The sequence below is a fragment of the Duganella fentianensis genome (genome assembly GCF_964031615.1).
GTDB classification, from domain to species: Bacteria; Pseudomonadota; Gammaproteobacteria; order Burkholderiales; family Burkholderiaceae_D; genus Rugamonas; species Rugamonas fentianensis_A.
Genome location: NZ_CAXIQN010000009.1, coordinates 20,395 through 42,104 on the forward strand (window position 1 = coordinate 20,395; position 21,710 = coordinate 42,104).

17 protein-coding genes are annotated in these 21,710 nt (G+C 60.7%); 11 read left to right on the forward strand and 6 right to left on the reverse strand.

The genetic code is table 11. The annotated features are described in order from the left end of the window. The first annotated feature begins 161 nt into the window (after positions 1–161). Both ABNT42_RS06015 and ABNT42_RS06020 read left to right on the forward strand, forming a co-directional pair. Complete coding sequence (locus tag ABNT42_RS06015; RefSeq protein ID WP_348695316.1) at positions 162–1,169, forward strand: adenosine deaminase; 1,008 nt, start codon at positions 162–164, stop codon at positions 1,167–1,169. A gap of 17 nt (positions 1,170–1,186) precedes the next feature. Beyond that, positions 1,187–3,724, forward strand: coding sequence for an FtsX-like permease family protein (locus ABNT42_RS06020; protein WP_348695319.1), 2,538 nt, complete (start codon positions 1,187–1,189; stop codon positions 3,722–3,724). Between the two features lie 20 nt (positions 3,725–3,744). Here the strand turns inward: ABNT42_RS06020 and ABNT42_RS06025 are convergent, their stop codons facing one another. Together ABNT42_RS06025 and ABNT42_RS06030 are read right to left on the reverse strand one after the other, a co-directional pair. Then, a complete protein-coding gene (locus ABNT42_RS06025) occupies positions 3,745–4,755 on the reverse strand; it encodes a response regulator (RefSeq protein ID WP_348695322.1) in 1,011 nt (336 codons plus the stop codon). A 2-nt stretch (positions 4,756–4,757) separates the two neighbouring features. Next, positions 4,758–6,038, reverse strand: a complete 1,281-nt coding sequence (locus ABNT42_RS06030; RefSeq protein WP_348695325.1) for a HAMP domain-containing sensor histidine kinase — start codon at positions 6,036–6,038, stop codon at positions 4,758–4,760. Between the two features lie 160 nt (positions 6,039–6,198). Between ABNT42_RS06030 and cqsA the strand changes: the two genes are divergently transcribed. Genes cqsA through rmuC form a run of 3 tightly spaced genes read left to right on the forward strand, consistent with a single transcriptional unit; the run spans position 6,199 to position 9,194 of the window. After that, on the forward strand, positions 6,199–7,443 hold the full coding sequence (gene cqsA, locus ABNT42_RS06035) for an alpha-hydroxyketone-type quorum-sensing autoinducer synthase (RefSeq protein WP_348695328.1): 1,245 nt from the start codon (positions 6,199–6,201) through the stop codon (positions 7,441–7,443). Between the two features lie 28 nt (positions 7,444–7,471). Beyond that, the gene (locus ABNT42_RS06040) at positions 7,472–7,870 is read left to right on the forward strand and encodes a group II truncated hemoglobin (RefSeq protein ID WP_348695331.1); all 399 of its coding nucleotides are present in this window, start codon (positions 7,472–7,474) and stop codon (positions 7,868–7,870) included. Between the two features lie 4 nt (positions 7,871–7,874). Further along, entirely contained in the window at positions 7,875–9,194 is a 1,320-nt protein-coding gene (rmuC, locus tag ABNT42_RS06045) for a DNA recombination protein RmuC (RefSeq protein WP_348695333.1), read from the forward strand. A gap of 25 nt (positions 9,195–9,219) precedes the next feature. Here the strand turns inward: rmuC and glp are convergent, their stop codons facing one another. The 3 genes from glp to ABNT42_RS06060 all read right to left on the reverse strand — a co-directional run bounded on the left by glp (position 9,220) and on the right by ABNT42_RS06060 (position 15,509). Then, positions 9,220–11,169: a gephyrin-like molybdotransferase Glp gene (glp, locus tag ABNT42_RS06050; RefSeq protein ID WP_348695336.1), complete on the reverse strand. Its 1,950-nt coding sequence runs from the start codon at positions 11,167–11,169 to the stop codon at positions 9,220–9,222. A gap of 1 nt (position 11,170) precedes the next feature. Continuing rightward, positions 11,171–12,280 (reverse strand): GTP 3',8-cyclase MoaA, encoded by a 1,110-nt coding sequence (gene moaA / locus ABNT42_RS06055; protein ID WP_348695339.1) that lies wholly within the window; start codon positions 12,278–12,280, stop codon positions 11,171–11,173. Between the two features lie 130 nt (positions 12,281–12,410). Further along, positions 12,411–15,509, reverse strand: coding sequence for an Rne/Rng family ribonuclease (locus ABNT42_RS06060; RefSeq protein ID WP_348695342.1), 3,099 nt, complete (start codon positions 15,507–15,509; stop codon positions 12,411–12,413). A gap of 690 nt (positions 15,510–16,199) precedes the next feature. Here ABNT42_RS06060 and ABNT42_RS06065 point away from each other — a divergent pair. Genes ABNT42_RS06065 through ABNT42_RS06080 form a run of 4 tightly spaced genes read left to right on the forward strand, consistent with a single transcriptional unit; the run spans position 16,200 to position 19,317 of the window. After that, the gene (locus tag ABNT42_RS06065; RefSeq protein ID WP_348695345.1) at positions 16,200–17,198 is read left to right on the forward strand and encodes an RluA family pseudouridine synthase; all 999 of its coding nucleotides are present in this window, start codon (positions 16,200–16,202) and stop codon (positions 17,196–17,198) included. 36 nt (positions 17,199–17,234) lie between these two features. Next, the gene (locus tag ABNT42_RS06070; RefSeq protein ID WP_348695348.1) at positions 17,235–17,894 is read left to right on the forward strand and encodes an HAD-IIIA family hydrolase; all 660 of its coding nucleotides are present in this window, start codon (positions 17,235–17,237) and stop codon (positions 17,892–17,894) included. Continuing rightward, positions 17,891–18,265 carry a Rieske 2Fe-2S domain-containing protein gene (locus ABNT42_RS06075; protein WP_348695351.1) on the forward strand — a complete coding sequence of 125 codons (375 nt, stop codon included), beginning with the start codon at positions 17,891–17,893 and terminating at the stop codon, positions 18,263–18,265. The genes ABNT42_RS06070 and ABNT42_RS06075 overlap by 4 nt, the downstream gene beginning before the upstream one ends. A gap of 20 nt (positions 18,266–18,285) precedes the next feature. Next, positions 18,286–19,317 (forward strand): S49 family peptidase, encoded by a 1,032-nt coding sequence (locus tag ABNT42_RS06080; RefSeq protein ID WP_348695353.1) that lies wholly within the window; start codon positions 18,286–18,288, stop codon positions 19,315–19,317. A gap of 180 nt (positions 19,318–19,497) precedes the next feature. Here the strand turns inward: ABNT42_RS06080 and ABNT42_RS06085 are convergent, their stop codons facing one another. Then, positions 19,498–19,743, reverse strand: a complete 246-nt coding sequence (locus ABNT42_RS06085; protein ID WP_348695355.1) for a hypothetical protein — start codon at positions 19,741–19,743, stop codon at positions 19,498–19,500. A gap of 178 nt (positions 19,744–19,921) precedes the next feature. On the opposite strand from ABNT42_RS06085, the gene ABNT42_RS06090 reads away from it, so the two are divergent. Together ABNT42_RS06090 and ABNT42_RS06095 are read left to right on the forward strand one after the other, a co-directional pair. After that, positions 19,922–20,641 carry a 16S rRNA pseudouridine(516) synthase gene (locus ABNT42_RS06090; protein WP_348695358.1) on the forward strand — a complete coding sequence of 240 codons (720 nt, stop codon included), beginning with the start codon at positions 19,922–19,924 and terminating at the stop codon, positions 20,639–20,641. Continuing rightward, the gene (locus ABNT42_RS06095) at positions 20,638–21,624 is read left to right on the forward strand and encodes a fumarylacetoacetate hydrolase family protein (RefSeq protein ID WP_348695361.1); all 987 of its coding nucleotides are present in this window, start codon (positions 20,638–20,640) and stop codon (positions 21,622–21,624) included. The genes ABNT42_RS06090 and ABNT42_RS06095 overlap by 4 nt, the downstream gene beginning before the upstream one ends. Positions 21,625–21,710 lie beyond the last annotated feature (86 nt).

Genomic DNA, 21,710 nt, shown 5'->3' on the forward strand with positions numbered 1-21,710 from the left:
GTGACTAGCCACAATTTCTGCCACAGTAGCACGCCTGCGCATGGTCTGCTGATCGCAGCGCAAATGGAGCAGAAAACCAGCAGGTACGGGGCTTCCTGACGCGTTGCGCGCGCATGCGCTAAGATGTGTTTATTCAATTTTTCGCGACAGGAAAACCGACCATGCTGAACTCCCAATTGCGCACCATCGTGCAGCAGATGCCGAAAGCCGAATTGCATATCCACATCGAAGGTTCGCTGGAGCCGGAACTGATTTTTGCACTGGCGCAGCGCAACAATGTGGCGCTGGCCTACCCCAGTGTGGAAGCCTTGCGCGCGGCCTATGCCTTCACCGATCTGCAATCCTTCCTCGACATTTATTACGCCGGTGCCAGCGTGCTGCTGAAGGAACAGGATTTCTATGACATGACGGCCGCCTACCTGCAGCGCGCGGCCGCCGATAACGTGCGCCATGCGGAAATCTTCTTCGATCCGCAAACCCACACGGCGCGTGGCGTGCCCATGCAGGCGGTGATCGACGGCATCTACCGTGCCTGTCAGGACAGCCCCGTTTCGGCCACGCTGATTCTGAGTTTCCTGCGCCACCTGTCGGAAGAAGATGCCTTTGCCACGCTGGAAGCAGCCCTGCCGCACCGCGACAAATTTATCGGCATCGGACTCGATTCTTCCGAACGTGGCAACCCGCCGGAAAAATTTGCCCGTGTGTTTGCGCGCTGCAAGGAGCTGGGTTTCCATCTGGTGGCGCACGCTGGCGAGGAAGGCCCGCCAGCGTATATCAGTACGGCGCTCGATACCCTGCAGGTAGAGCGTATCGATCATGGTGTGCGTTGTACCGACGATGCGGCGCTAGTCGAACGACTGGCACGCGAGCAGATTGCGCTGACGGTATGCCCGCTATCGAATATCAAACTGTGCGTATTTGGCGACATGGGCCAGCACAATCTGCTGCAGTTACTGGATGCGGGCATCATGGCCACCGTCAATTCTGATGATCCAGCGTATTTCGGCGGCTATATGAATGCCAACTTCGAAGCGGCCTTCGAAGCTTTGCCGCTGGGTCTGCATCATGCGCAGCGGCTGGCGCGCAATAGCTTTGCGGCCAGCTTCCTGCCGGCTGAACAGAAGCAGGCCTTCCTGAACGAAGTCGACGCCTATTTCGCTGCACTGTAAATCTCTATTCTGCCCCTATGTTTGCTCTTGCCCTGAAAATGACTTTGCGTGACTGGCGTGCCGGCCAGTTGCGTTTTCTGCTGATGGCGCTGACGGTGGCGGTGGCAGCCCTGTCGGCCACCGGCTTCTTTATCGACCGCCTGCGCGCGGGACTCGATCGCGATGCGCGCCAGCTGATCGGCGCCGATGTGGTAATCAATGCCGATCTGCCCGTGAATCCTGCATGGCGCGCGGAAGCGCAGCGGCGCGGGCTGGTGCTGGCCGATGTGGCCAGCTTCGTCAGCATGGCGCAGGTGGGCGAGGGCGAGCAGTCGCGCTCCGTGCTGGGGGCGCTGAAGGCGGTCAGCTCCGGCTATCCGCTGCGCGGCCATCTGCGTACCAGCACCGACCTGCAGGCAGCCCAGCAGGGGCAGGGCGACCTGACGCAAGATGTGCCGGCGGCGGGCACAGTGTGGCTCGATCCTGCTTTGCTGGGCAGCCTGTCCACCCGTGTGGGCGAACAGCTAAAACTGGGGGATCGCAGCTTCACCATTACCCGTCTGATCGCCGCCGAGCCGGATCGTGGCGCCAACTTCATGGCCTTCGCACCCCGCGTGCTGATGGCACTGGACGATCTGCCTGCCACAAATCTGGTCCAGCCCGGTTCGCGCGTCACCTACCGTTTGCTGGTCGCCGGTGCCGATGGGCAGAAGGCCGGAACGCAGGCCGCTAGCGAGTTTGCTCAATGGCTGGAACAGCAGATCAGCGCAAACAATATCAAAGGTGTGCGGATCGAAACGCTGGCTAGCGGGCGGGGCGAAATGCGCACCACGCTGGAACGGGCTGACCACTTCCTGTCACTGGTGGGGTTGCTGTCGGCCTTGCTGGCTGCCGTGGCCGTGGCCATGGCCGCGCGCCGCTTCATGCAGCGCCATCTCGATGCCTGCGCCATGCTGCGCTGTCTGGGGCTGACGCAGAATCAGGTCACGGCCATGTATCTGATCGAATTTCTGCTGGTGGGGCTGGCCGGCAGCGTGGCCGGTGTGCTGATCGGTTATGGCGCGCACCATGTGCTGCTGCAGGCGCTGGCCACGCTGGTGGGTAACGAATTGCCAGCGCCATCGCTGCTGCCGGCGTTGCAGGGACTGGGCACGGGTGTGCTGCTACTGGCGGCATTTGCCTTGCCGCCTATTCTGCAATTGCGCAAAGTGCCGCACAACCGCGTGATCCGGCGCGAGCAGGAGCCGCCGCAGGTGGCGGCGCTGGCCACTTACGGGCTGGGGCTGGGGGGCTTTTGTGCGCTGCTGTTGTGGCAGGCCGGTGATGCCCAACTGGCGCTGTACACGGCGCTGGGTTTTGCTGCCGCCTTCGGCCTGTTTGCGCTGGTGGGCTGGGCGGGGCTGGCGGCACTCAAGCCGATGCGCGGTCTGATCGATCATCAGAGCTGGCGCTTTGCGCTGACCTCGCTGCAGCGCCGGCCTAGTGCCACGCTGGTGCAGGTGGTGGCGCTGGCACTGGGGCTGATGGCGCTGCTGGTACTGACGGTGGTGCGGGGCGATCTGATGACGGCATGGCGCAAGGCCACGCCGGCCGATGCGCCCAACCGTTTCATCATCAATATCCAGCCCGAACAATCGGCCGATATCGCCCGCCGCCTGCAGGTTGCAGGCGTCAGCTATGCACCGCAGTATCCGATGATACGCGGCCGTCTGACGGCGGTGAACGGCGTGACCGTTACGGCCGATACCTATACGGAAGAACGGGCGCGCAGTCTGGCGGATCGCGAATTCAATCTGTCTACCATGGCGCAGATGCAGGCAGAGAACCAGATCGTGGCCGGGCAATGGTTTGCCGACCGGCCCGGTGCACCGGAAGCTTCGGTGGAGGAAGGGATCGCCAAGACGCTCAAATGGAAGCTGGGTGACAAGCTGCGCTTCGATATTGCCGGCACCCCCGTCGATGCCACCATTACCAGCATACGCAAGCTGGAATGGGGTTCGATGCGGGTCAACTTCTTTGTGATCATTAATCCGGCCGCGATGACGGAAGTCTCGCAAAGCTGGCTGACGGCCTTCCACCTGCCGCTGGCGCAGGCTGGCCTGATGAACGCGCTGACGCGCGACTATCCGAATCTGACCATCGTCGATGTAGGAGCGATATTGCAGCAGGTGCAGCAGGTGCTCGATCAGGTGATTACTGCCGTCGAGTTCCTGTTCATCTTTACGCTGGCGTCCGGTCTGCTGGTGCTGTATGCGGCGCTGATGGGATCGCAGGATGAGCGCACCCGCGAAGCGGCCCTGCTGCGTGCGCTGGGTGCCACCCGCCAGCAGCTCGCGCAGGCCCAGTTGATCGAATTCCTGCTGGTGGGCGGCTTATCCGGCCTGCTGGCAGCGACGGCGGCGGCCAGCATGGGCTGGGCGCTGGCGACCTACCAGTTCAAATTTGCCTGGAGTTTCTCGCCTTCGGTCTGGCTGATCGGCTTGTTGGCCGGCGGTCTGTGTGCCATCGCCGGTGGCTGGCTGGGGCTGCGCAATGTGCTGCGCCAGCCACCGCTGCAGACGCTGCGTGAAGCCTGAGTGAAGCATAGGCAGTCGGTTCAGGCGCTGCTGAAGTCCAGTGCGCGCCGCTGGACGAGAAAATCGGCATAGGCATACGGCGGCTGGCGGAAATAGTGGGCGGGCAGGTCGAACAGCGCCCAGTAATAGGTCTGGCGGCCCTGACAGACTTGCGCCGCCGCGCAGTAGCGGTGCCACTGGTCGCCGATATCGGGACGGTACATGCCATCGCCATGCGGGTCGTGGAAGAACGGCAGCACGCGCTTTGCCAGCAGTGCTTCTAGCAGGGCAGGCGGGGCGTCGCTGTCGCGCGCCATCTCGAACTGGGCAAACATGCTCTCGGCCGTCTCTATCATCAGCAGGCTGGCTTTGCCGCGCTGGTCGAGCAGCAGGATGCCGCTGGGATTGGGGAACACATAGTGTTCGACGATGCCCAGACGGGTGCGTAGCCCGGCGATCAGGCTGACCACGGCGGCATCGGCGAGGAAATGGTAGTGGTGCAGCAGCACCAGATCACGCAAGGTCTCTTCGCGGTCGTCGAAGTAGGCATTCTGCAGCTGGCGGATCTGCTGTTCCAGTTGCTCCGGTGCTTGCGGATCGCTTTTCTGGATGTAGCGGTCGATCAGGCCGCGGTTAAACGCCTGCACGGCGATTTTTTCATCGGCCGCACCCGTGAACAGGATCTTCTTGCAGGGCAGGTGGCCGATGGCGGCGCAGAATTCCAGTCCGTTCATCTGTGGCATCGAGTAATCCACTACGACCACGGACGGCGTGGCAAAGCGCTGGCGCTGTTCGCAGATGCGGTAGATGCGCTCCAGATCGATGGCCACATTGCACTGGTCGGCCGGCAGATTCTGCATATCGAAATTCACCTGTAGCGGCACCCGCTGCGGTTCACGTTCGCGCCCCAGCCAGCGCTGGGCGGCATGCGCATCGTGGAAGGCGAGCGTCGGTAATATGGGATCAAGCTGGAAGGACAGGCTGCGCAGGAAGGAAGTACTGTCGTCGACCAGCACGGTCAGAGTGGGGTGGGCATAGACGGGAAGATGCATGCTTAGCTCGCAGATGCAGCGATGGAGGGAAATTCGAGGATGAAGATGGCGTAGCCCTGTTCCCGCGTCACGCAGCGGATACGGCTGTTCCAGGCGCGCAGGATTTCCTGACTGAGGGCGAGGCCGATGCCGCTGCCGTTATGCGCGGGATACGAGTAAAAGCGCTGGAAGATGTAGGGCAGGTGCTGCGGCGCAATGCCGCTACCCGTGTCGATGAACAGCAGCCGTGGGGGCTGGTGCTGGCCATCGATGATGATGCGCACGCGCCCCTTGCCGGCGCGCTGTATGGCTTTGAGCGCATTGCGTAGCAGGTTCAGTAGAACGATCACGGCCAGCTCGCTCTGGCCGGCAAACTGGAAGTTGGCGCGCAGTTCCAGTGCCACCCGATGTTTCTGGACATCGCTGGTAAACGGATAGCGCTGCAGTGCGGCGGTGACGCTGGCATGCATCGAGACGTTTTCTACTGGCCGTAAATTCTGCCGCACTGCGCTGGCACTGAGCAGGAATAGATCGATCATGTGGTTCATATGGCGCACTTCGAACTGTATGCGTGCCAGCGCATCGAGCGCGCCCAGTTTTTCTTCGCCACTGCGGCAGATGCCGCCGCCATACATGCGCAGCAGGCCGCGCACACTGGCCTGCACGCTGCTCAGCGGAGTGCGCAGTTCATGTGCCACGCTGGCCAGCCCGGCGCCCAGTCCTGCCAGCTTTTCCTGCGCCAGCACATGCCGGCTGACTTTGGCGGCCGATAGTCCTGCCATGGTGAACCAGTGGATGGGGAGCTGCTGCAGCACCGCGCTACTGAGCAGAATGACGCTGTCGCCCGTCACGCTGGCTGCCACGCAGGCGAGCAGGGTGCCGGCCAGATAGGCTTGCAGGGCCAGTGCTGTCTCGAAGTGAAACAGCAGCACCAGTGCGATCAAGAGCGATTCGCCCCATACCCCCGAGGCATGGTTCATCAGGAACATATAGGTGAAGAAAAAGGGCAGTACATAGCTCAGCGTCACCAGCAGATAGAGATGCAGCAGGCGTGTGCTGTAGTGGCGTGCGAACAGACCCAGCAGGCAGAGCACGATGCCGAGCGCGCGCAGTGGCAGCGATTCATATTCCTGCGGGAAGAAGCGCTGCCAGATCAGGTAATACAGCGGCATGCTCACGGTGCCGATGGCGGCCAGCAGTAGCACGCGCATGGTGGCATGCTGTTCCTGCGCGCGGTAGTGCAGCAGGTTCTGCAATTGTGCTTGCAGGCGTCGCGTCCAGTTGGCGGGTAGGGGTGGGAACATGGCAGGATTGATTTTTATCAAAACTCCATCATCGCCCGAATTTGTTGCGCGCTTGAATGTATCCGGCCGGCCATTGATCAGCGTCAAGCATCTGGTCTTTTTTTAGCCTCAAGGTGGTTATTGATTTCATTTCATCAACTTACCCAGAGGAGTACGCACCATGAGCAATGCCATCCTTTCCCGTAGCAAGCCGTTGCCAGCCGAGTGCTGTCTGGCGGAATTTGTCGAGCGCCGCATGGATCTGCACCACATCACCCGTATCGAGCAATTGCTGGGCGGCCAGCACCCGCACGCATGGCAGCCCACGCCGGCCGGTGCTGTGTATCTGGCCGGGAATGACTATCTGTGTCTGGCGGAAGAACGCACGCTGCGCTACGCCCAGCTGGCTGCGCTGGTACAAAGCGAAGGCGAGTTGCTGATGTCGGCCGTGTATCTGCAGCAGGGCAGTGCCCAGCACCGGCTGGAACAGCGGCTGGCTCAGTGGCTGGGCTCGCAGGACTGCATCCTCGCGCAATCGGGCTGGGCGGCCAATGTGGGGCTGGTGCAGACGCTGGCCGAGCCCGGTGTGCCCGTGTATCTGGATATGCAGGCCCACGCCTCGCTGTGGGAAGGCGTGCAGTCGGCCGGTGCCCAGCCGGTGCCGTTTCTGCACAATGATCTCGAGCATCTGGCGCGCCAGCTGGCACGCCATGGCCGCGGGCTGATCGCCGTGGATGCGCTGTACAGCACCAATGGCAGCGTGGCGCCGCTAGCGCAACTGGTGGCGCTGGCCGAGCAGAGCGAAAGTATGCTGATCGTCGATGAATCCCATTCGCTGGGCACACACGGGCCGCAAGGCGCAGGACTGGTGGCGGCGCTGGGGCTGGGCGAGCGGGTGCACTTCCGCACTGCATCGCTGGCCAAAGCTTTTGCCGGACGTGGGGGGCTGATCAGCTGTTCCGCACGCTTCAAAGGCTATTTCCTGTCCGAGTCGCGGCCGGCAATTTTCAGTTCCTGTTTGCTGCGCCACGAACTGGCATGGTTCGATGCGGCGCTGGACTTCATCCGGCTGGCCGATCAGCGCCGTACCAGGTTGCAGCAGCATGCTAGCCATGTGCGCACAGCGCTGGCGCAACTTGGCTTGAATGTCAGCGATGGTACGGAGCAGATCATAGCGCTGGAAGCGGGGCTGGAGCCGCACACGCTGGCGCTGCGCAAGGCGCTGGAACGGCATGGCGTGTATGGCGCCATGTTCTGCGCGCCCGCTACGGCGAAGAACCGTTCGCTGGTACGGCTGACGCTTAATTCGGGCCTGAGCGCGGCACAACTCGAGCAGATTGTCGCGGCCTGTGCTGCCGTGCGCGAGGAACTGGACTGGCACAACTGGTCGTCCACGCGGCGCCTGCGCAAACTGGCGCTGGTGTGAGTGTCATGGCCGCCTGCGGTGCGCTATCATGGCGGCTATGACTGAATCTCGAACTCTCTACGAAGTAATCGGTGGCGAAACCGTGGTGCGTGACATGGTGGATCGCTTTTATGATCTGATGGAACTGGAGCCCCAGTTCGCCTTGTTGCGCGCGACCCATGGTACCTCGCTGGACAATGCGCGTGAGCGTCTGTTCATGTTCCTCAGCGGCTGGATGGGCGGGCCGGATCTGTATGTGCAGGCGCATGGTCATCCGCGCCTGCGTATGCGCCACATGCCGTTCGCCATCGGCACCAAGGAGCGTGACCAGTGGCTGCAGGCCATGGCATGGGCGATGGAAGATGTGGGCATCGATGAAGCCTTGCGTCTGCGGCTGATGGAATCGTTCTATCAGACCGCGGACTGGATGCGTAACAAGCCGGATTGATGCCATGGGCCAGATAGAATTTATCGTGTTGCTGGTTTTGCTGGCCGGTGTGCTGGGGTTGCAGGTGCTGGCGCTGCTGCGTGCACGTTCGGCGCAGGAGGGCGCGCAGGAAGCGGGACTGGCGGAACGCATCGAGCGCGTAGAGCGCGAAGTGCGCTTGCAGTTACAGGCGACCGCGCAGGCTACCCATGCGGCCACGGTGCAGCAGTTCGAAGGGCTGCGCCGCCAGCTCGAAGCACAGGGGCTGGTGGGACGTGAAGAGCAGAGTCGCAACTTGAAGCTGTTCGCCGACAGTATGAACCAGACGCTGGCGCGGCTGACCGAATCGAATGCGGCGCGCATGCAGGAAGTGCGCGCTACGCTGGAAGCCAAGATCCGTGATCTACAGACAGATAACGGTGCGCGGCTGGAAGAGATGCGCAAGACGGTCGATGAAAAGCTGCATGCCACGCTGGAAGCGCGCCTGAGTGCTTCGTTCCAGCAGGTGTCGGAACGGCTGGAGCGTGTGCATCAGGGACTGGGCGAAATGCAGCAGCTGGCGCTGGGTGTGGGTGATCTGAAGCGCGTGCTGACCAATGTGAAGACCCGCGGCACCTGGGGCGAGGTGCAGCTGGAAATGCTGCTGGAGCAGGTGCTCACGCCCGACCAGTATGCCAAGAATGTGGAAACCATCGCCGGTAGTGGTGCGCGGGTGGAGTTCGCGCTTAAGCTGCCGGGCCAGAAGGATGGCGGCGCGCCCGTCTGGATGCCGATCGATGCCAAGTTCCCCAAAGAGCAGTACGAGCGCTTGCTGGAAGCGGCCGAGCAGGCCGATGCTGATGGCGTAGCGCTGGCTGGTCGTGAGCTGGAGCGAGCCGTGCGGGTGGAAGCCAAAACCATTGCGGAAAAATATCTGGCACCGCCCCACACCACCGACTTTGCCATTCTGTTCCTGCCCACCGAAGGCTTGTATGCGGAAGTGATGCGCCGTCCCGGGCTGGCTGATGAACTGCAGCGCGTGCACCGGATCAGCATAGCCGGTCCTTCGACGCTGTCGGCGCTGCTGAACAGTCTGCAGATGGGTTTCCGCACACTGGCGCTGGAGCGCCGTTCGTCGGAGGTCTGGCAGGTGCTGGGGGCGGTGAAAACGGAGTTCGCCAAGTTCGGTGATGTGCTGGCGGCGACCAAGCTCACGCTGGAACGCGCGGCCAAGAATATCGAATCGGCGGAAACCCGCAGCCGCCAGATGGCACGCAAGCTCAAGACGGTGGAAGCACTGCCTAGCGAGGCTGCGCAACTGCTGCTGGGCGCACAGTCGGAAGCGAGCGAGCCGGAAGCCGAGTGATTTTCCAATGAATGCTGCTGCGGCGCTAGATCAGGCCTTCGAACAGCAGCACTTCTACCATTTCGCCGGCCGCGACATTGCCCTGTTCGTGGCCGAGCACCACAATACAATTGGCCTCCGTCATGGAGCGCAAAATGCCGGAGCCCTGAGCACCTGTCAGGCGCACTTCGGGCTGGCCGTCGGCGCCGCGGCTGATGATGCCGCGCTGGTATTCGGTACGGCCTGGGCGCTTGCGCATCGCGCTCTGCGCTCTGGCCTGCAGCGTTACCTGCGCTGCCGGCGCGCCCATCATAGCCAGCAGGGCAGGGCGGGCAAACAGATAGAACGAGATTGCCACGGCCACGGGATTGCCGGGCAGGCCGATCAGCCATGCACTGTGTTCACCATCGCGTATCTGGCCGAAGGCGAGCGGACGACCGGGGCGCATGGCCAGCTTCCAGAACGACAGCTGGCCCAGACTGGCCAGTATGTCGCGCGTGTAGTCGGCCGCGCCTTCCGACACGCCGCCCGAGGTGATGATGGCATCGGCCTGCTGGCAGGCGCTGCGCAGCGCTGCATCGAGTGCCTGCGGATCATCGCGCACGATGCCCATGTCGATCACTTCGCAGCCTAAGCGCGTCAGCATGCCGAATACGGTGTAGCGATTGCTGTCGTAGATGCTGCCTTCGTCGAGCGGCTGGCCCGGTGCGCGCAGTTCGTCGCCGGTGGAGAAGAAGGCCACGCGCAGCTTGCGCTGTACACTGACTTCGGCCATGCCGAGCGAGGCGATCAGGCCCAGATCGGCAGGGCGCAGCAGCTTGCCTTTGGCCAGTGCGACGCTGCCCTGTTTTAAGTCTTCACCAGCGAAGCGGCGATTGGCACCACTGTGGATCACGCCGTGGGCGATGGTGACGCTAGTGTCGCTGCTGGCGCTAGCCAGTTCCTGCGGCAGCACGCTGTCGCAACCGGCCGGCATGGCGGCACCCGTCATGATGCGGATGCATTCGCCGGCCTGCACCTCCAGTGCGCACGGGCGGCCTGCGTAGGCAATGCCGATGACTTTGAAGCTGGCCTGCGCCTGCTCGGCACTGGGCAAGTCCGCGCCGCGCAGGGCATAGCCATCCATAGCCGAATTGTCGTAAGCCGGAACGTTGATGGGCGATATGACGTCCTGCGCCAGTACGCGATCCAGTGCGCTAAACAGTGACACCGTCTGACTAGCTTCCAGTGGCGTGATTTGCTGGGCGATCAGGCGCTGTGCCTGTTCCACTGGTAGTGCACTATCGTGCTGGCCGCCGCTGCTGGTCTTGGCGGCTGAGGCGGCGGGCGATGGTGCGGGGCTGGCGGCAGCTGCAGCGCTGTGCGGTGCGCTAGCTGGTGGCTGTTCGAGCGCCTGCAGTTCTTCCAGTGTGTTGACGTTGCTGAATGCAGCATCGTCCTCAAACATGACCTCGGCCACGCGCAGGGAGCGGAACCAGCTTTCCATGCGCCGCTCGCCGCTAGCCAGATAGTCTTCCAGTTGCGGCAGTACGCTAGTTTTTAGCAGAGCAAATACAGGATGCCACTGGCGCTGTGGTGCGTCTGCGCCAGTGCGCATCTGCATGGTGACGGCCAGTGCCACATCGGCATTCTGTTCGGTCAGCGCCGCATACAGGCGGGCAGCCAGATCGGCTGGCAGCAAAGGCGAGTCGCACGGGACGGTGAGCAACAGCGGGGTAGGGCAGAATTGCAGGCCGATCTGCAGGCCTGCAAGTGGGCCGGCATAATCATCGAGGTAGTCGGGCAGCACAGGCACATTGCCGGCCAGTTCCTGATAGCGCGTCAGATTGCGGTTGGCGTTGATGGCATAGCTGGCCACTTGCGGTGCCAGACGGGCAATCACATGCTCTACCAGCGTGCTAGTACGGAAAGGCTGCAAGCCTTTATCGACGCTACCCATGCGGCTGCCGCGGCCACCGGCAAGTATCAGGCCGGTGATCTGGTTCTGGAAAGACAAACTAACCTCCGATGTAAGACATTTCTACTTTGCGCCGATCCGCCTGTGGCAATGCCGTCTGCGCCGTGCGCAGTTCCGAATAGCGGTCGGCGCGGGTACGCCAGAGCTGTGCCAGCGCGCCGCTGATATCGCTATCGCTGTGACCGGCGCGTAGCAGGGTGCGCAGATCGTGGCCGCTGCTGGCGAACAGGCAGGTATATAACTGGCCTTCGGTGGACAGGCGTGCGCGCGTGCAGTCGCCGCAGAAGGCCTGCGTGACGCTGGAGATCATGCCGATTTCGCCTGCACCATCGGCATAGCGCCAGCGCGTGGCAGTTTCGCCGCTGTAGTTGGCGTCCAGCGCCTCCAACGGGAATTCGGCGTGGATGCGCTGTACCACTTCCGAGGAAGGCACTACCTCGTCCATTTTCCAGCCGTTTGAGGCGCCCACGTCCATGTATTCGATAAAGCGCAGGATGAAAGGGGTATTGCGGAAGTAGCGCGCCATCGGCAGGATTTCCTGATCGTTCATGCCGGCTTTGACCACCATATTCACCTTGATCGTCCCCAGCCCGACCTTGTGCGCAGTTTCCAGTCCTTGCAGCACATCGCCCACGTCGAAGTCGACATCGTTCATGTGGCGGAAGGTCTGGTTATCCAGCGCATCGAGGGAGACGGTCACCCGTTGCAGGCCGGCGTCCTTGAGCGCCTGTGCTTTGCGCGCCAGTAGCGAAGCGTTGGTGGTGAGCGTGAGGTCGAGCGGCTGGCCGCTCGCAGTTTTGAGCTGGGCCAGCATGGCGATCAGCTTTTCGATATCTTTACGCAGCAGCGGTTCGCCACCTGTCAGGCGGATTTTTTCCACGCCATGGGCGACAAAGATTTTCGCCAGCCGGGTAATTTCTTCGAACGAGAGCAGGGCCTTGTGCGGCAGATACTGGTAATCGCTGTTGAAGATGGCCTTGGGCATGCAATATACGCAACGGAAATTGCAGCGGTCAGTCACGGAGATGCGCAGGTCGCGCAGCGGACGACCCAGCTGGTCGCCTAGCAAGCCGCTCGGATCTTCGGCATGCGCGGGGATGGCTGGCGTGGCGTGGCGCTGCTGCGCCAGCATAATGATTTTCTCGGCCATGGATAGACAAACGTTAGAAAACTGCGAGACGCTACGATAGCACGTTGGCGCAAAATGCGCGTTTAGCTGTTGCTCAGAATAAAAAAAGGGAAGCACACGGCTTCCCTTTTTGTGGCGATTGCCGACCGGATTAACGGCGGGTATCGACCTGGATCAGTGGCTCATCCGATTGCGGTGGCAGCGGTTTGCGCTCGCGTGGCTTGCGCACGGGCTGCACGATGGCAGCAGCGGCTTCCTGTGCAGCACGCAGTTTGGCCGGATCGGTGGCAGCCAGCGTCAGACCTGCGGAGCTCAGCAGAGCGTTCAGGTCGGTTGCTGGAGCCGGAGCGGCCACTGGTGCAGGCGCAGCGACTGGAGCCGGTGCAGCAACTGGAGCCGGTGCAGCAACTGGAGTAGCTTCGGCCGCAGCAACGGCTACTACAGGGGCGGCTTCTGCCGGCGCAGCGGCGACAACTGCTTCGGCAGCGGCCACTGGGGCAGGGGCTGCTTCAGCTACTGGCGCAGCAGGTGCTGCCACTGCTTCGGCGGCTACTGCTGCAGGAGCAGTGACCACAGCTGGTGCAGCTTCGACGGCTGGAGCAGCTACTTCGGCCGCTACTTCAGCGACCACCACTGCTGCTACTTCGGCCGCGGCGACTGGAGCAACAGCAGGCGCAGCCGCTGGTGCTTCGACCACTACCGCTGGTGCGGCAGCTTCTGCAACCACTGGGGTAGCCTCAACGGTTTCAGCGACTGGCGCTGCAACAGTGGCAGGCGTTGCAACTGGTGCAGCAACGGTGGCTTCTACAGCGGCAGGGGCTGGCGCAGCTTCTGCAGCGGCAACCGGCGCGGCAGCCGGCGCTACAGCGGCTTCGACGGCAGCAACTGGTGCGCTAGCGACCACGGCTTCGTTACCTTCGGCCGGTGCCACGGTGAACTTCAGCGTACCCTGTTCGCTCTGCTCGCCAGCAACGGCTTCCTGACCTTCGGCGCCTTCGCGCTCGCGGCGGTTACGGTTGCGGCCACCACGACGACGACGGCGGCGTGGTTCTTCACCATCGGCTGCCTCGTTTTCTTCACCTTCCGGACCATTCTGCGGTGCAGCTTTCAGGATGGTAGTAGCGGCGTCCGTGGCTGGACCGTTCAGTGCTGCGGCCGGATTCAGTGCCAGTTCTTCTGCCTTGGCTTCCTGATTGGCTTTCTCGCCACGTGGTTCACGCGGTGGGCGTGGTGCACGTTCGGCGCGCTCGCGCGGCGCTTGCGCTTCGCCGTTCTGGCCTTCACGTGGCTCGCGTGGTTCACGCGGTGGACGTGGAGGACGGGCTGGGCGGGCGCTGCTGTCGGCTTTGCCTTCTTCGCTAGCTGGACGGGCAGCACCGGCTTCGCGCTCTTCACGCTCGCCACGGCCACCTTTGCCATTGCGGTTACGGCCACGCGGGCCACGGCCATTGCGTTCGCCACGGTCACCGGCAGGGGTTTTCACCACGATGGTCGGCTGCTGTGGCAGAGCGGCAGGTGCTGGCTCAGGGCTCAGGAAGCTGAACAGACGGGCGAAGAAGCCTTTCTTCGGTGCGGTCGGGGCCGGCGCTGGCACAGGCTTGATGACGGTTTCGCTGGCTTTGTTACGTTCCACCATAGGCGCAGGCTGATCCGGCGTAATGGTTTTGACGACGGCTTCCTGACGCGGCTTGGTTTCTTCCTTCTGGCGCTTGCTGTAGGCCATGTCGGTTTCTGCCTGCTCGGCCAGGTTGTAGCTGGCCTGATGGTCTTCCAGACGGGGATCGTCGTGCTTGATGCGTTCCAGCTTGTAGTGCGGGGTTTCCAGGTGCTTGTTCGGCACCAGAATGATGGTGATGCGGTGACGGGTTTCGATCTTCAGCACTTCGCCGCGTTTTTCGTTGAGCAGGAAGGCGGCAACGTCCACTGGCACTTGCACGTGGATAGTGGCCGAATTTTCCTTCATCGCCTCTTCCTGAATAATCCGCAGCACTTGCAGCGCGGACGATTCGGTATCGCGGATGTGGCCGGTGCCGGAGCAGCGCGGGCAGGTCACGTGCGAACCTTCCGACAGGGAAGGGCGCAGACGCTGGCGCGACAGTTCCATCAGGCCGAAGCGGGAAATCTTGCCCATCTGAACGCGGGCGCGGTCGTGGTGCAGCGCATCTTTCAGACGCTGTTCCACTTCGCGCTGGTTCTTGGCCACTTCCATGTCGATGAAGTCGATCACGATCAGGCCGCCCAAGTCACGCAGACGCAGCTGACGAGCAACCTCTTCGGCCGCTTCGCAGTTGGTGTTGAAGGCAGTGGTTTCGATGTCCGAACCGCGGGTAGCGCGGGCCGAGTTAACGTCCACAGAAACCAGTGCTTCGGTGTGGTCGATCACGATGGCGCCGCCCGATGGCAGCGGTACGGTACGCGAGTAAGCCGTTTCGATCTGGTGTTCGATCTGGAAGCGCGAGAACAGCGGCACGTCGTCGCTGTAGCGTTTTACACGGTGCACCATGTCGGGCATCACGTGGCTCATGAACTGGTGCGCCTGCTCATAGATCTCGTCGGTATCGATCAGGATCTCGCCGATATCAGGCTGGAAGTAATCGCGAATTGCGCGGATTACCAGCGACGATTCCTGATAGATCAGGAATGCGCCCGGGGCCGACTTGCCAGCGCCTTCGATCGCGCGCCACAGTTGCATCAGGTAGTTCAAGTCCCACTGCAGTTCATCGACATTGCGGCCGATGCCAGCGGTGCGGGCGATCACGGACATACCCGGCGGCAGGTCCAGCTTGTCCATGGTTTCGCGCAGTTCCTGACGCTCTTCACCTTCGACGCGGCGCGAAACACCGCCACCGCGCGGGTTGTTTGGCATCAGTACCAGATAGCGGCCAGCCAGCGAGACGAAGGAGGTCAGTGCCGCGCCTTTGTTGCCGCGCTCTTCCTTCTCCACCTGCACCATGATTTCCTGGCCTTCGCGCAGCGCTTCCTTGATGGTAGCGTTACGGACGTCGATGCCTTCACGGAAGTAAGTGCGTGCAACTTCTTTGAATGGCAGGAAACCGTGGCGATCTTCACCGTAGCTGACGAAGCAAGCTTCCAGCGACGGTTCGATACGGGTGATCACGCCTTTGTAGATATTCGACTTGCGCTGTTCGCGGCCCGCCGTTTCGATGTCGATATCGATCAGTTTCTGACCGTCGACGATGGCTACGCGCAGTTCCTCTTGCTGCGTAGCATTAAACAACATGCGTTTCATTTTTATTAACTCCGCGACCCGAGGGTCATCTCTGTGCCACCCGGTCGCTGGGCGACTAGGTGACGTGGTACAGGGATATACGCGAGAACGGAAGTGATGGTGGTGGTGATGCCCATTCTGTGCAGCGGTGCATGGCGCACTACGGTGCGCTGCAAGGCCGCAACTGGGCGCATGAAGCCGATCGACATGCCGCTGTGTTCGCATCACCAGCAACTCATCCATGCGGCCCCGACGGACGGCAGAGAATCGCAGGCGGTGAACAGCCTCGGTTGGGCCAGATCCGGCACGGGCTCGCATACTGCACGCCACAGACAGGCCGGGTCGCTCTTGGCAACCTGGCGTCGTACGTGCAGCAAAGCCCGGGGTCTGGCAAAGACGGCAAGCGTTATCTACTTCATCAACCGGACAGCTAGACCCTTGATCCATCTGCCCGGACTTTATCCTTACTATCCAGTCACTTAATTCTACGTCCCTGCCTGTCTCCGATTACAACTGCGGTGCAACCCTGAGCCCGGCAAGGGCGGTGCGTATACATTTTTTTCCTCTGAATTTGCAATTAGGCGAGGCCAGTGGAGACGCCCCTGTGTAAAATGTGCTTTTATTCTTACACTTTCCGCAGTGTGAACTGCAGCGAAACGATTATATATTCAAAATGAAGGACTTAGAGAGATTTCTGGGAAGACAGAGCAAATGAGGCAACAAAAAGATGTTTCCCCGCCTTCAACACCACAAGAGCGCCCGCAAAATTCGCTGCAAGCACAGTTTGTGACCATCACGGAAGAAGAAGCGGGCCAGCGTATTGACAATTATTTATTGCGCGTCTGCAAAGGCGTGCCGAAAAGCCACGTCTACCGGATTCTGCGTTCCGGTGAGGTTCGGGTGAATAAAGGCCGGATCGACCAGCTTTATCGGCTGGTAGCGGGCGATATGGTGCGGATACCGCCGATCCGGATTGCTGAAAAAGCGGAAGGCAGCCACGTTCCGGCAGCCGAATTCAATGTGATTTTCGAAGATGCCCACCTGCTGGTGATCGATAAACCGGCCGGCGTAGCCGTACATGGCGGTTCTGGCGTGTCGTTTGGCGTGATTGAACAGCTGCGCGCAGCCCGTCCGGAGGCCAAGTTTCTGGAACTGGTACACCGGCTGGACCGTGATACCTCGGGCTTATTGTTGCTAGCGAAGAAACGTTCCGCCTTGACCAGCTTACACGAGCAGATGCGCGATGGTCACACGGACAAACGCTACCTGACCATGGTGGCCGGTGACTGGAAGAATGCACGCCAGCACGTCAAATTGGCGCTGCATAAATATAGTACGGCCGATGGCGAGCGCCGCGTGGCCGTGCAGGCCGATGGTCAGGCTTCGCACACGGTATTTACCCTGCTGAAGAAGTTCAAGGACTTTGCCCTGCTGGAAGCGGAACTGAAAACGGGGCGTACTCACCAGATCCGCGTGCACACCTCGGCCTCCGGCTTCCCTATCTTAGGTGACGACAAATACGGTGATTTCGCGCTGAACAAGGCACTGCAGAAAGCCACCGACGCGCGGGGCGCGCTCAAGCGCATGTTCCTGCACGCTTACCAGATTACGTTCACCCATCCGGAGTCCGGCAAAATCATGACGCTGAAAGCGCCTTTAGCCCCCGAATGTGAGCGATTCTTGTTAAGCTTAGGGAAACCAGTTAACTAATCGTAAATATCCTGAGGTGGCCTGCGGGCTGATTACATGGCAAGAAAGCAATTTGATTTAATCGTCTTCGATTGGGATGGAACCCTGATGGATTCCACCTCGACTATCGTGAAATGCATACAGGCGGCAGCACGCGACCTGTCCCTGCCGATTCCACGCGATGACGTGGCCGCGCACGTGATCGGCCTCGGCCTGCATGAAGCCATGCAGGCGGTGTTGCCGGAGATCGATCCGGCCTACTATCCGCGCATGGTGGAACGTTACCGCTACCATTTCCTGTCGCGCGACCATGAACTGGCGTTGTTCCCCGGCGTGCATGACATGCTGACGGAACTGTCGCAGAACGGATATTTCCTTGCTGTGGCCACGGGCAAGAGTCGGGTAGGGCTGAACCGCGCAATGAATGATGTCAAAGTGCTCTCGCTATTTGACGCTACTCGTTGCGCTGATGAAACATTCTCCAAGCCGCATCCCGCCATGTTGCAAGAATTAACGCGTGAGTTGGGACAGGATATGCGTCGTACGGTAATGATAGGGGATACCACCCATGATTTGCTGATGGCTAACAATGCCGGCGCGCAGGGGATTGCTGTGCAGTATGGCGCCCATCCGGTGGACCAGCTGGCGGCCTGCAACCCGCTATATTCGGCCGCTACTGTGGCCGAGCTGCATCAATGGCTGAGTGAGCACGCATGATGGCGAATGAAGAAATTCTGATCTGTGCGGCCGATGCCGTGCTGGAAGGTGGTAAAGGCGTGCGTTTTCCCGTCACGGCGGGCGGCGATGACGCGACCGGTTTTGTCGTGCGCTATGGCGGACAGGCGTATGCTTATCTGAATCGCTGCGCCCATGTGCCGATAGAGCTGGACTGGGCCGAAGGTGAATTCTTTGAGTCCAGCGGTTTATATCTGATGTGTTCCACCCATGGTGCTGTGTATGTGCCGGAAAGTGGCCATTGCGCTGGCGGTCCCTGCAAAGGCGGCCGGTTGCGCCCGATTGCGGTAGTGGAGCGCGATCAGCAACTGTACTGGCAACCGGATGACTATGTCCGTCCGGCCCGTGCTTGAATGTAGTCAAAAAGATAATTATGAGCGATAACACCAGCGAAAACGCCGAAAATCAGCCCAACGGCGCCGAAAAAACTCTCACTCCACCGGCCACCAGCGCGCCTGTCGCAGCTGCGCCGTGGGAGCGTGAGGTGCTGGAAAAGCTGGTGTTTGCCGCTCTGAACGAGCAGAAAGCAGCGCGTCGCTGGGGGATTTTCTTCAAGGCGATTACGGTGGTGCTGGTGGTGGTAGCGCTCAGCGCCTATCTCGATCTGGGCTGGACCGGTTCCGATGGCGAAGCGCTGGGACGGCATACGGCGCTGATCGAAATTGAAGGCGCCATCGAATCGGAAGGTAGTGGCTCGGCTGCCGTGGTGATTCCGGCGCTCAACAAGGCATTTGCCGATAGCGGTTCCGTGGCGGTACTGATGCACATCAATAGCCCGGGCGGCAGTCCCGTACAGGCCGGCATGATCGTGGATGAAATGCACCGTCTGCGCAAAGGTTATCCGGGTAAGCCTTTATATGTGGTGGTGGACGAAATCTGCGCATCGGGCTGCTATTACATTGCGGCCGGTGCCGACCGCATCTACGTCAACAAGGCCAGCATCGTCGGTTCTATCGGCGTGCTGATGGATGGCTTCGGCTTTTCCGGCATCATGGACAAAGTGGGCGTCGAGCGTCGTTTGCTGACGGCGGGCGAAAACAAGGGCTTCATGGATCCGTTCAGCCCGCTGTCCGACAAGCATAAGCAGTACGCCCAGTCCATGCTGAACGAAATTCACCAGCAGTTCATACAGGTGGTGCGCGAAGGGCGCGGCAAACGTCTGAAAGAAACCCCGGAAATGTTCTCCGGCTTATTCTGGACGGGGGCGAAGTCTATCGATATGGGCTTGGCCGATGCCTTCGGCACGGTCGATAGTGTGGCGCGCGATGTGATCAAGGCAGAAGACATCATCGATTACACCCAGCATGAGGGCTTGCCTGAACGCGTGCTGAAGAAATTTGGCGCAGCCCTAGGCGCTGGTGCCATGAAAGCCAGTATGGAGCGGGTGCAGCCAGCGCTGCGCTGAAAAAGTGAGAATTGGTGAAATTCTTACTTGCATCCCGGAGGTGATGAGCTATAGTGAAGCTGTAGTTCTTTGCAAGGGGGGCGATATAAACAGTTTATTTTGTTTTCACCACAAACTTGAACAGATAGACGGAACTACTACACTGCATCGCGGATGCAGCCTCGAGTGAATTTCGATTCCTCATACAGCCCCTGCCGGGGTTGAAGACAGCGGTGCAATGCCGCTGTTTTCTTTTGTCTCATCGGTTTGCATCAAGCCACCCCCATCTAGCCACGCCAGAAAATCATTCTGTCGCTGAGCATGCCATTGCTGGCTCGCATTGATGGGGACGCCGTCATTTTGCAGAGCGTAGCGGCACTGCACGATCAGAAGTTCGGCCCGGTGGCGGCCCGCTGCTAGCTCATTCGGTGCTGGATGTTTCGACATGGTCGTTCTCTCTGGCGTATTCCTAGTTGAGTAGGTGGATTCCTAATCAGGTTTCAGTCTAGCAAGTGAACCTGTGCTCGGTTTGATATACGTCAACGAAAGGCTTTGTCTAGGACATTGTTGTCAATTGCATATCGCCAGCTTTCCCCGTCACTCGCCCATCCTGTAAAATCAGCCTATGAGCAAACTATCCCTAGACCGCATCCTGCAATCGCAGGGCTTTGGTACCCGTAAATACTGCCGTTCGCTGATCGATGATGGCGAAGTCAGTATCGGCGGTGTAGTCCATGACAATTACAAAGAAACTATCGAAACCGATGGCCTGGTTCTCACTATCTTCGAGGAAGAGTGGGTGTACCGTGAACATCTGTATATCGCGCTGTACAAACCGGCCAATTTCGAGTGTTCGCGCAAGCCTAGTCACCACCCTGGTGTGCTGACGCTGCTGCCCGAGCAGTTCAGCTGGCGCGAACTGCAGCCGGTCGGCCGGCTCGATCACGACACCACTGGCATGTTGCTGATGTCCGACGATGGCCCGTTTATCCACGCACAATCGTCGCCGAAGCGACACGTTCCGAAGATTTATCAGGCCACGACGGCAGAGCCGGTAACGCCCGAGCTGATAGAACAGCTGAAGTCCGGTGTGCAATTGCATGATGAACCGGCACCGCTGGCTGCCCAGCATTGCGTGCAGCGCGGCGAGCATCAGCTGGAAATTGTGCTGGAGCAGGGTAAATACCATCAGGTCAAACGTATGCTGGCTGCCGCGGGCAATCATTGCAGTGCATTGCATCGCTCCGCTATTGGTGGCCTGACCCTGGCATCGCTGGAGCTGGAAGAGGGCGAATGGTGCTATTTGACGCCGGAGCAACTGGCTTTGCTGGTGCCTAGCGCATGAAGCTGGCTACCCTGAACGACGGCACGCGCGACGGCCAGCTGATGGTGGTGTCACGCGATCTGAAGACGGCGCAACTGGCCGACGGCGTGGCGCCTACCCTGCAGCGGGCGCTGGATGACTGGAGCTTTATTGCGCCCCAGTTGGATGCTATCTATCAGGAATTGAATCAGGGCCGTGGCCGGCGCACGTTTGCGTTCGAGCCGGAACGCTGCATGGCACCGCTGCCGCGGGCTTTCCAGTGGGCCGATGGTTCGGCCTATGTGCACCATGTGGAACTGGTGCGCAAAGCGCGCGGGGCGGAATTGCCGGCGTCGTTCTGGGAAGACCCGCTCATGTATCAGGGCGGCAGCGACGATTTTATCGGTCCCTGTGATGACATTGCGCTGTTGCATGAAGAGTGGGGCATCGATTTCGAGGCAGAAGTGGCGGTGATCACCGATGATGTGCCCATGGGGGCGACGCCCGATCAGGCGCATCAGCGCATCCGTCTGCTGATGCTGGTCAACGATGTGTCATTGCGCAACCTGATTCCGGATGAATTAGCCAAGGGCTTTGGCTTCGTCCAGTCCAAGCCGGCCACCAGTTTTTCGCCTGTGGCCGTGACGCCGGACGAGCTGGGGGACGCATGGAAGGGCGGTAAAGTCCATCTGCCGCTGCTGTCCACATGGAACGGCAAACTGGTGGGCAAGCCCAAGGCGGGCGTCGATATGGTGTTCAACTTCCCGCAACTGATCGCTCATCTGGCCAAATCGCGCAATGTGCGGGCCGGTTCCATCATCGGTTCCGGTACGGTGTCCAACACCGATGGCAAGCGCGGCTATTCCTGCATCGCCGAGCAGCGCTGCGTGGAAATGATCGCGGATGGCGTGGCTAGCACGCCGTTCATGGCTTTTGGCGACACGATCCGGATCGAAATGCTCGACAGTGATGGTAAATCCATCTTCGGCGCCATTGCCCAGAAAGTCACACAGGCCGGTAGTTGAATGCCAAATTTCCAGTAGGAAATACCGAGTAAGGCGGGAAAAGCCGCCGTATTCGGCTGATGGGCCAGCGCGCGCGAGCGGGATAA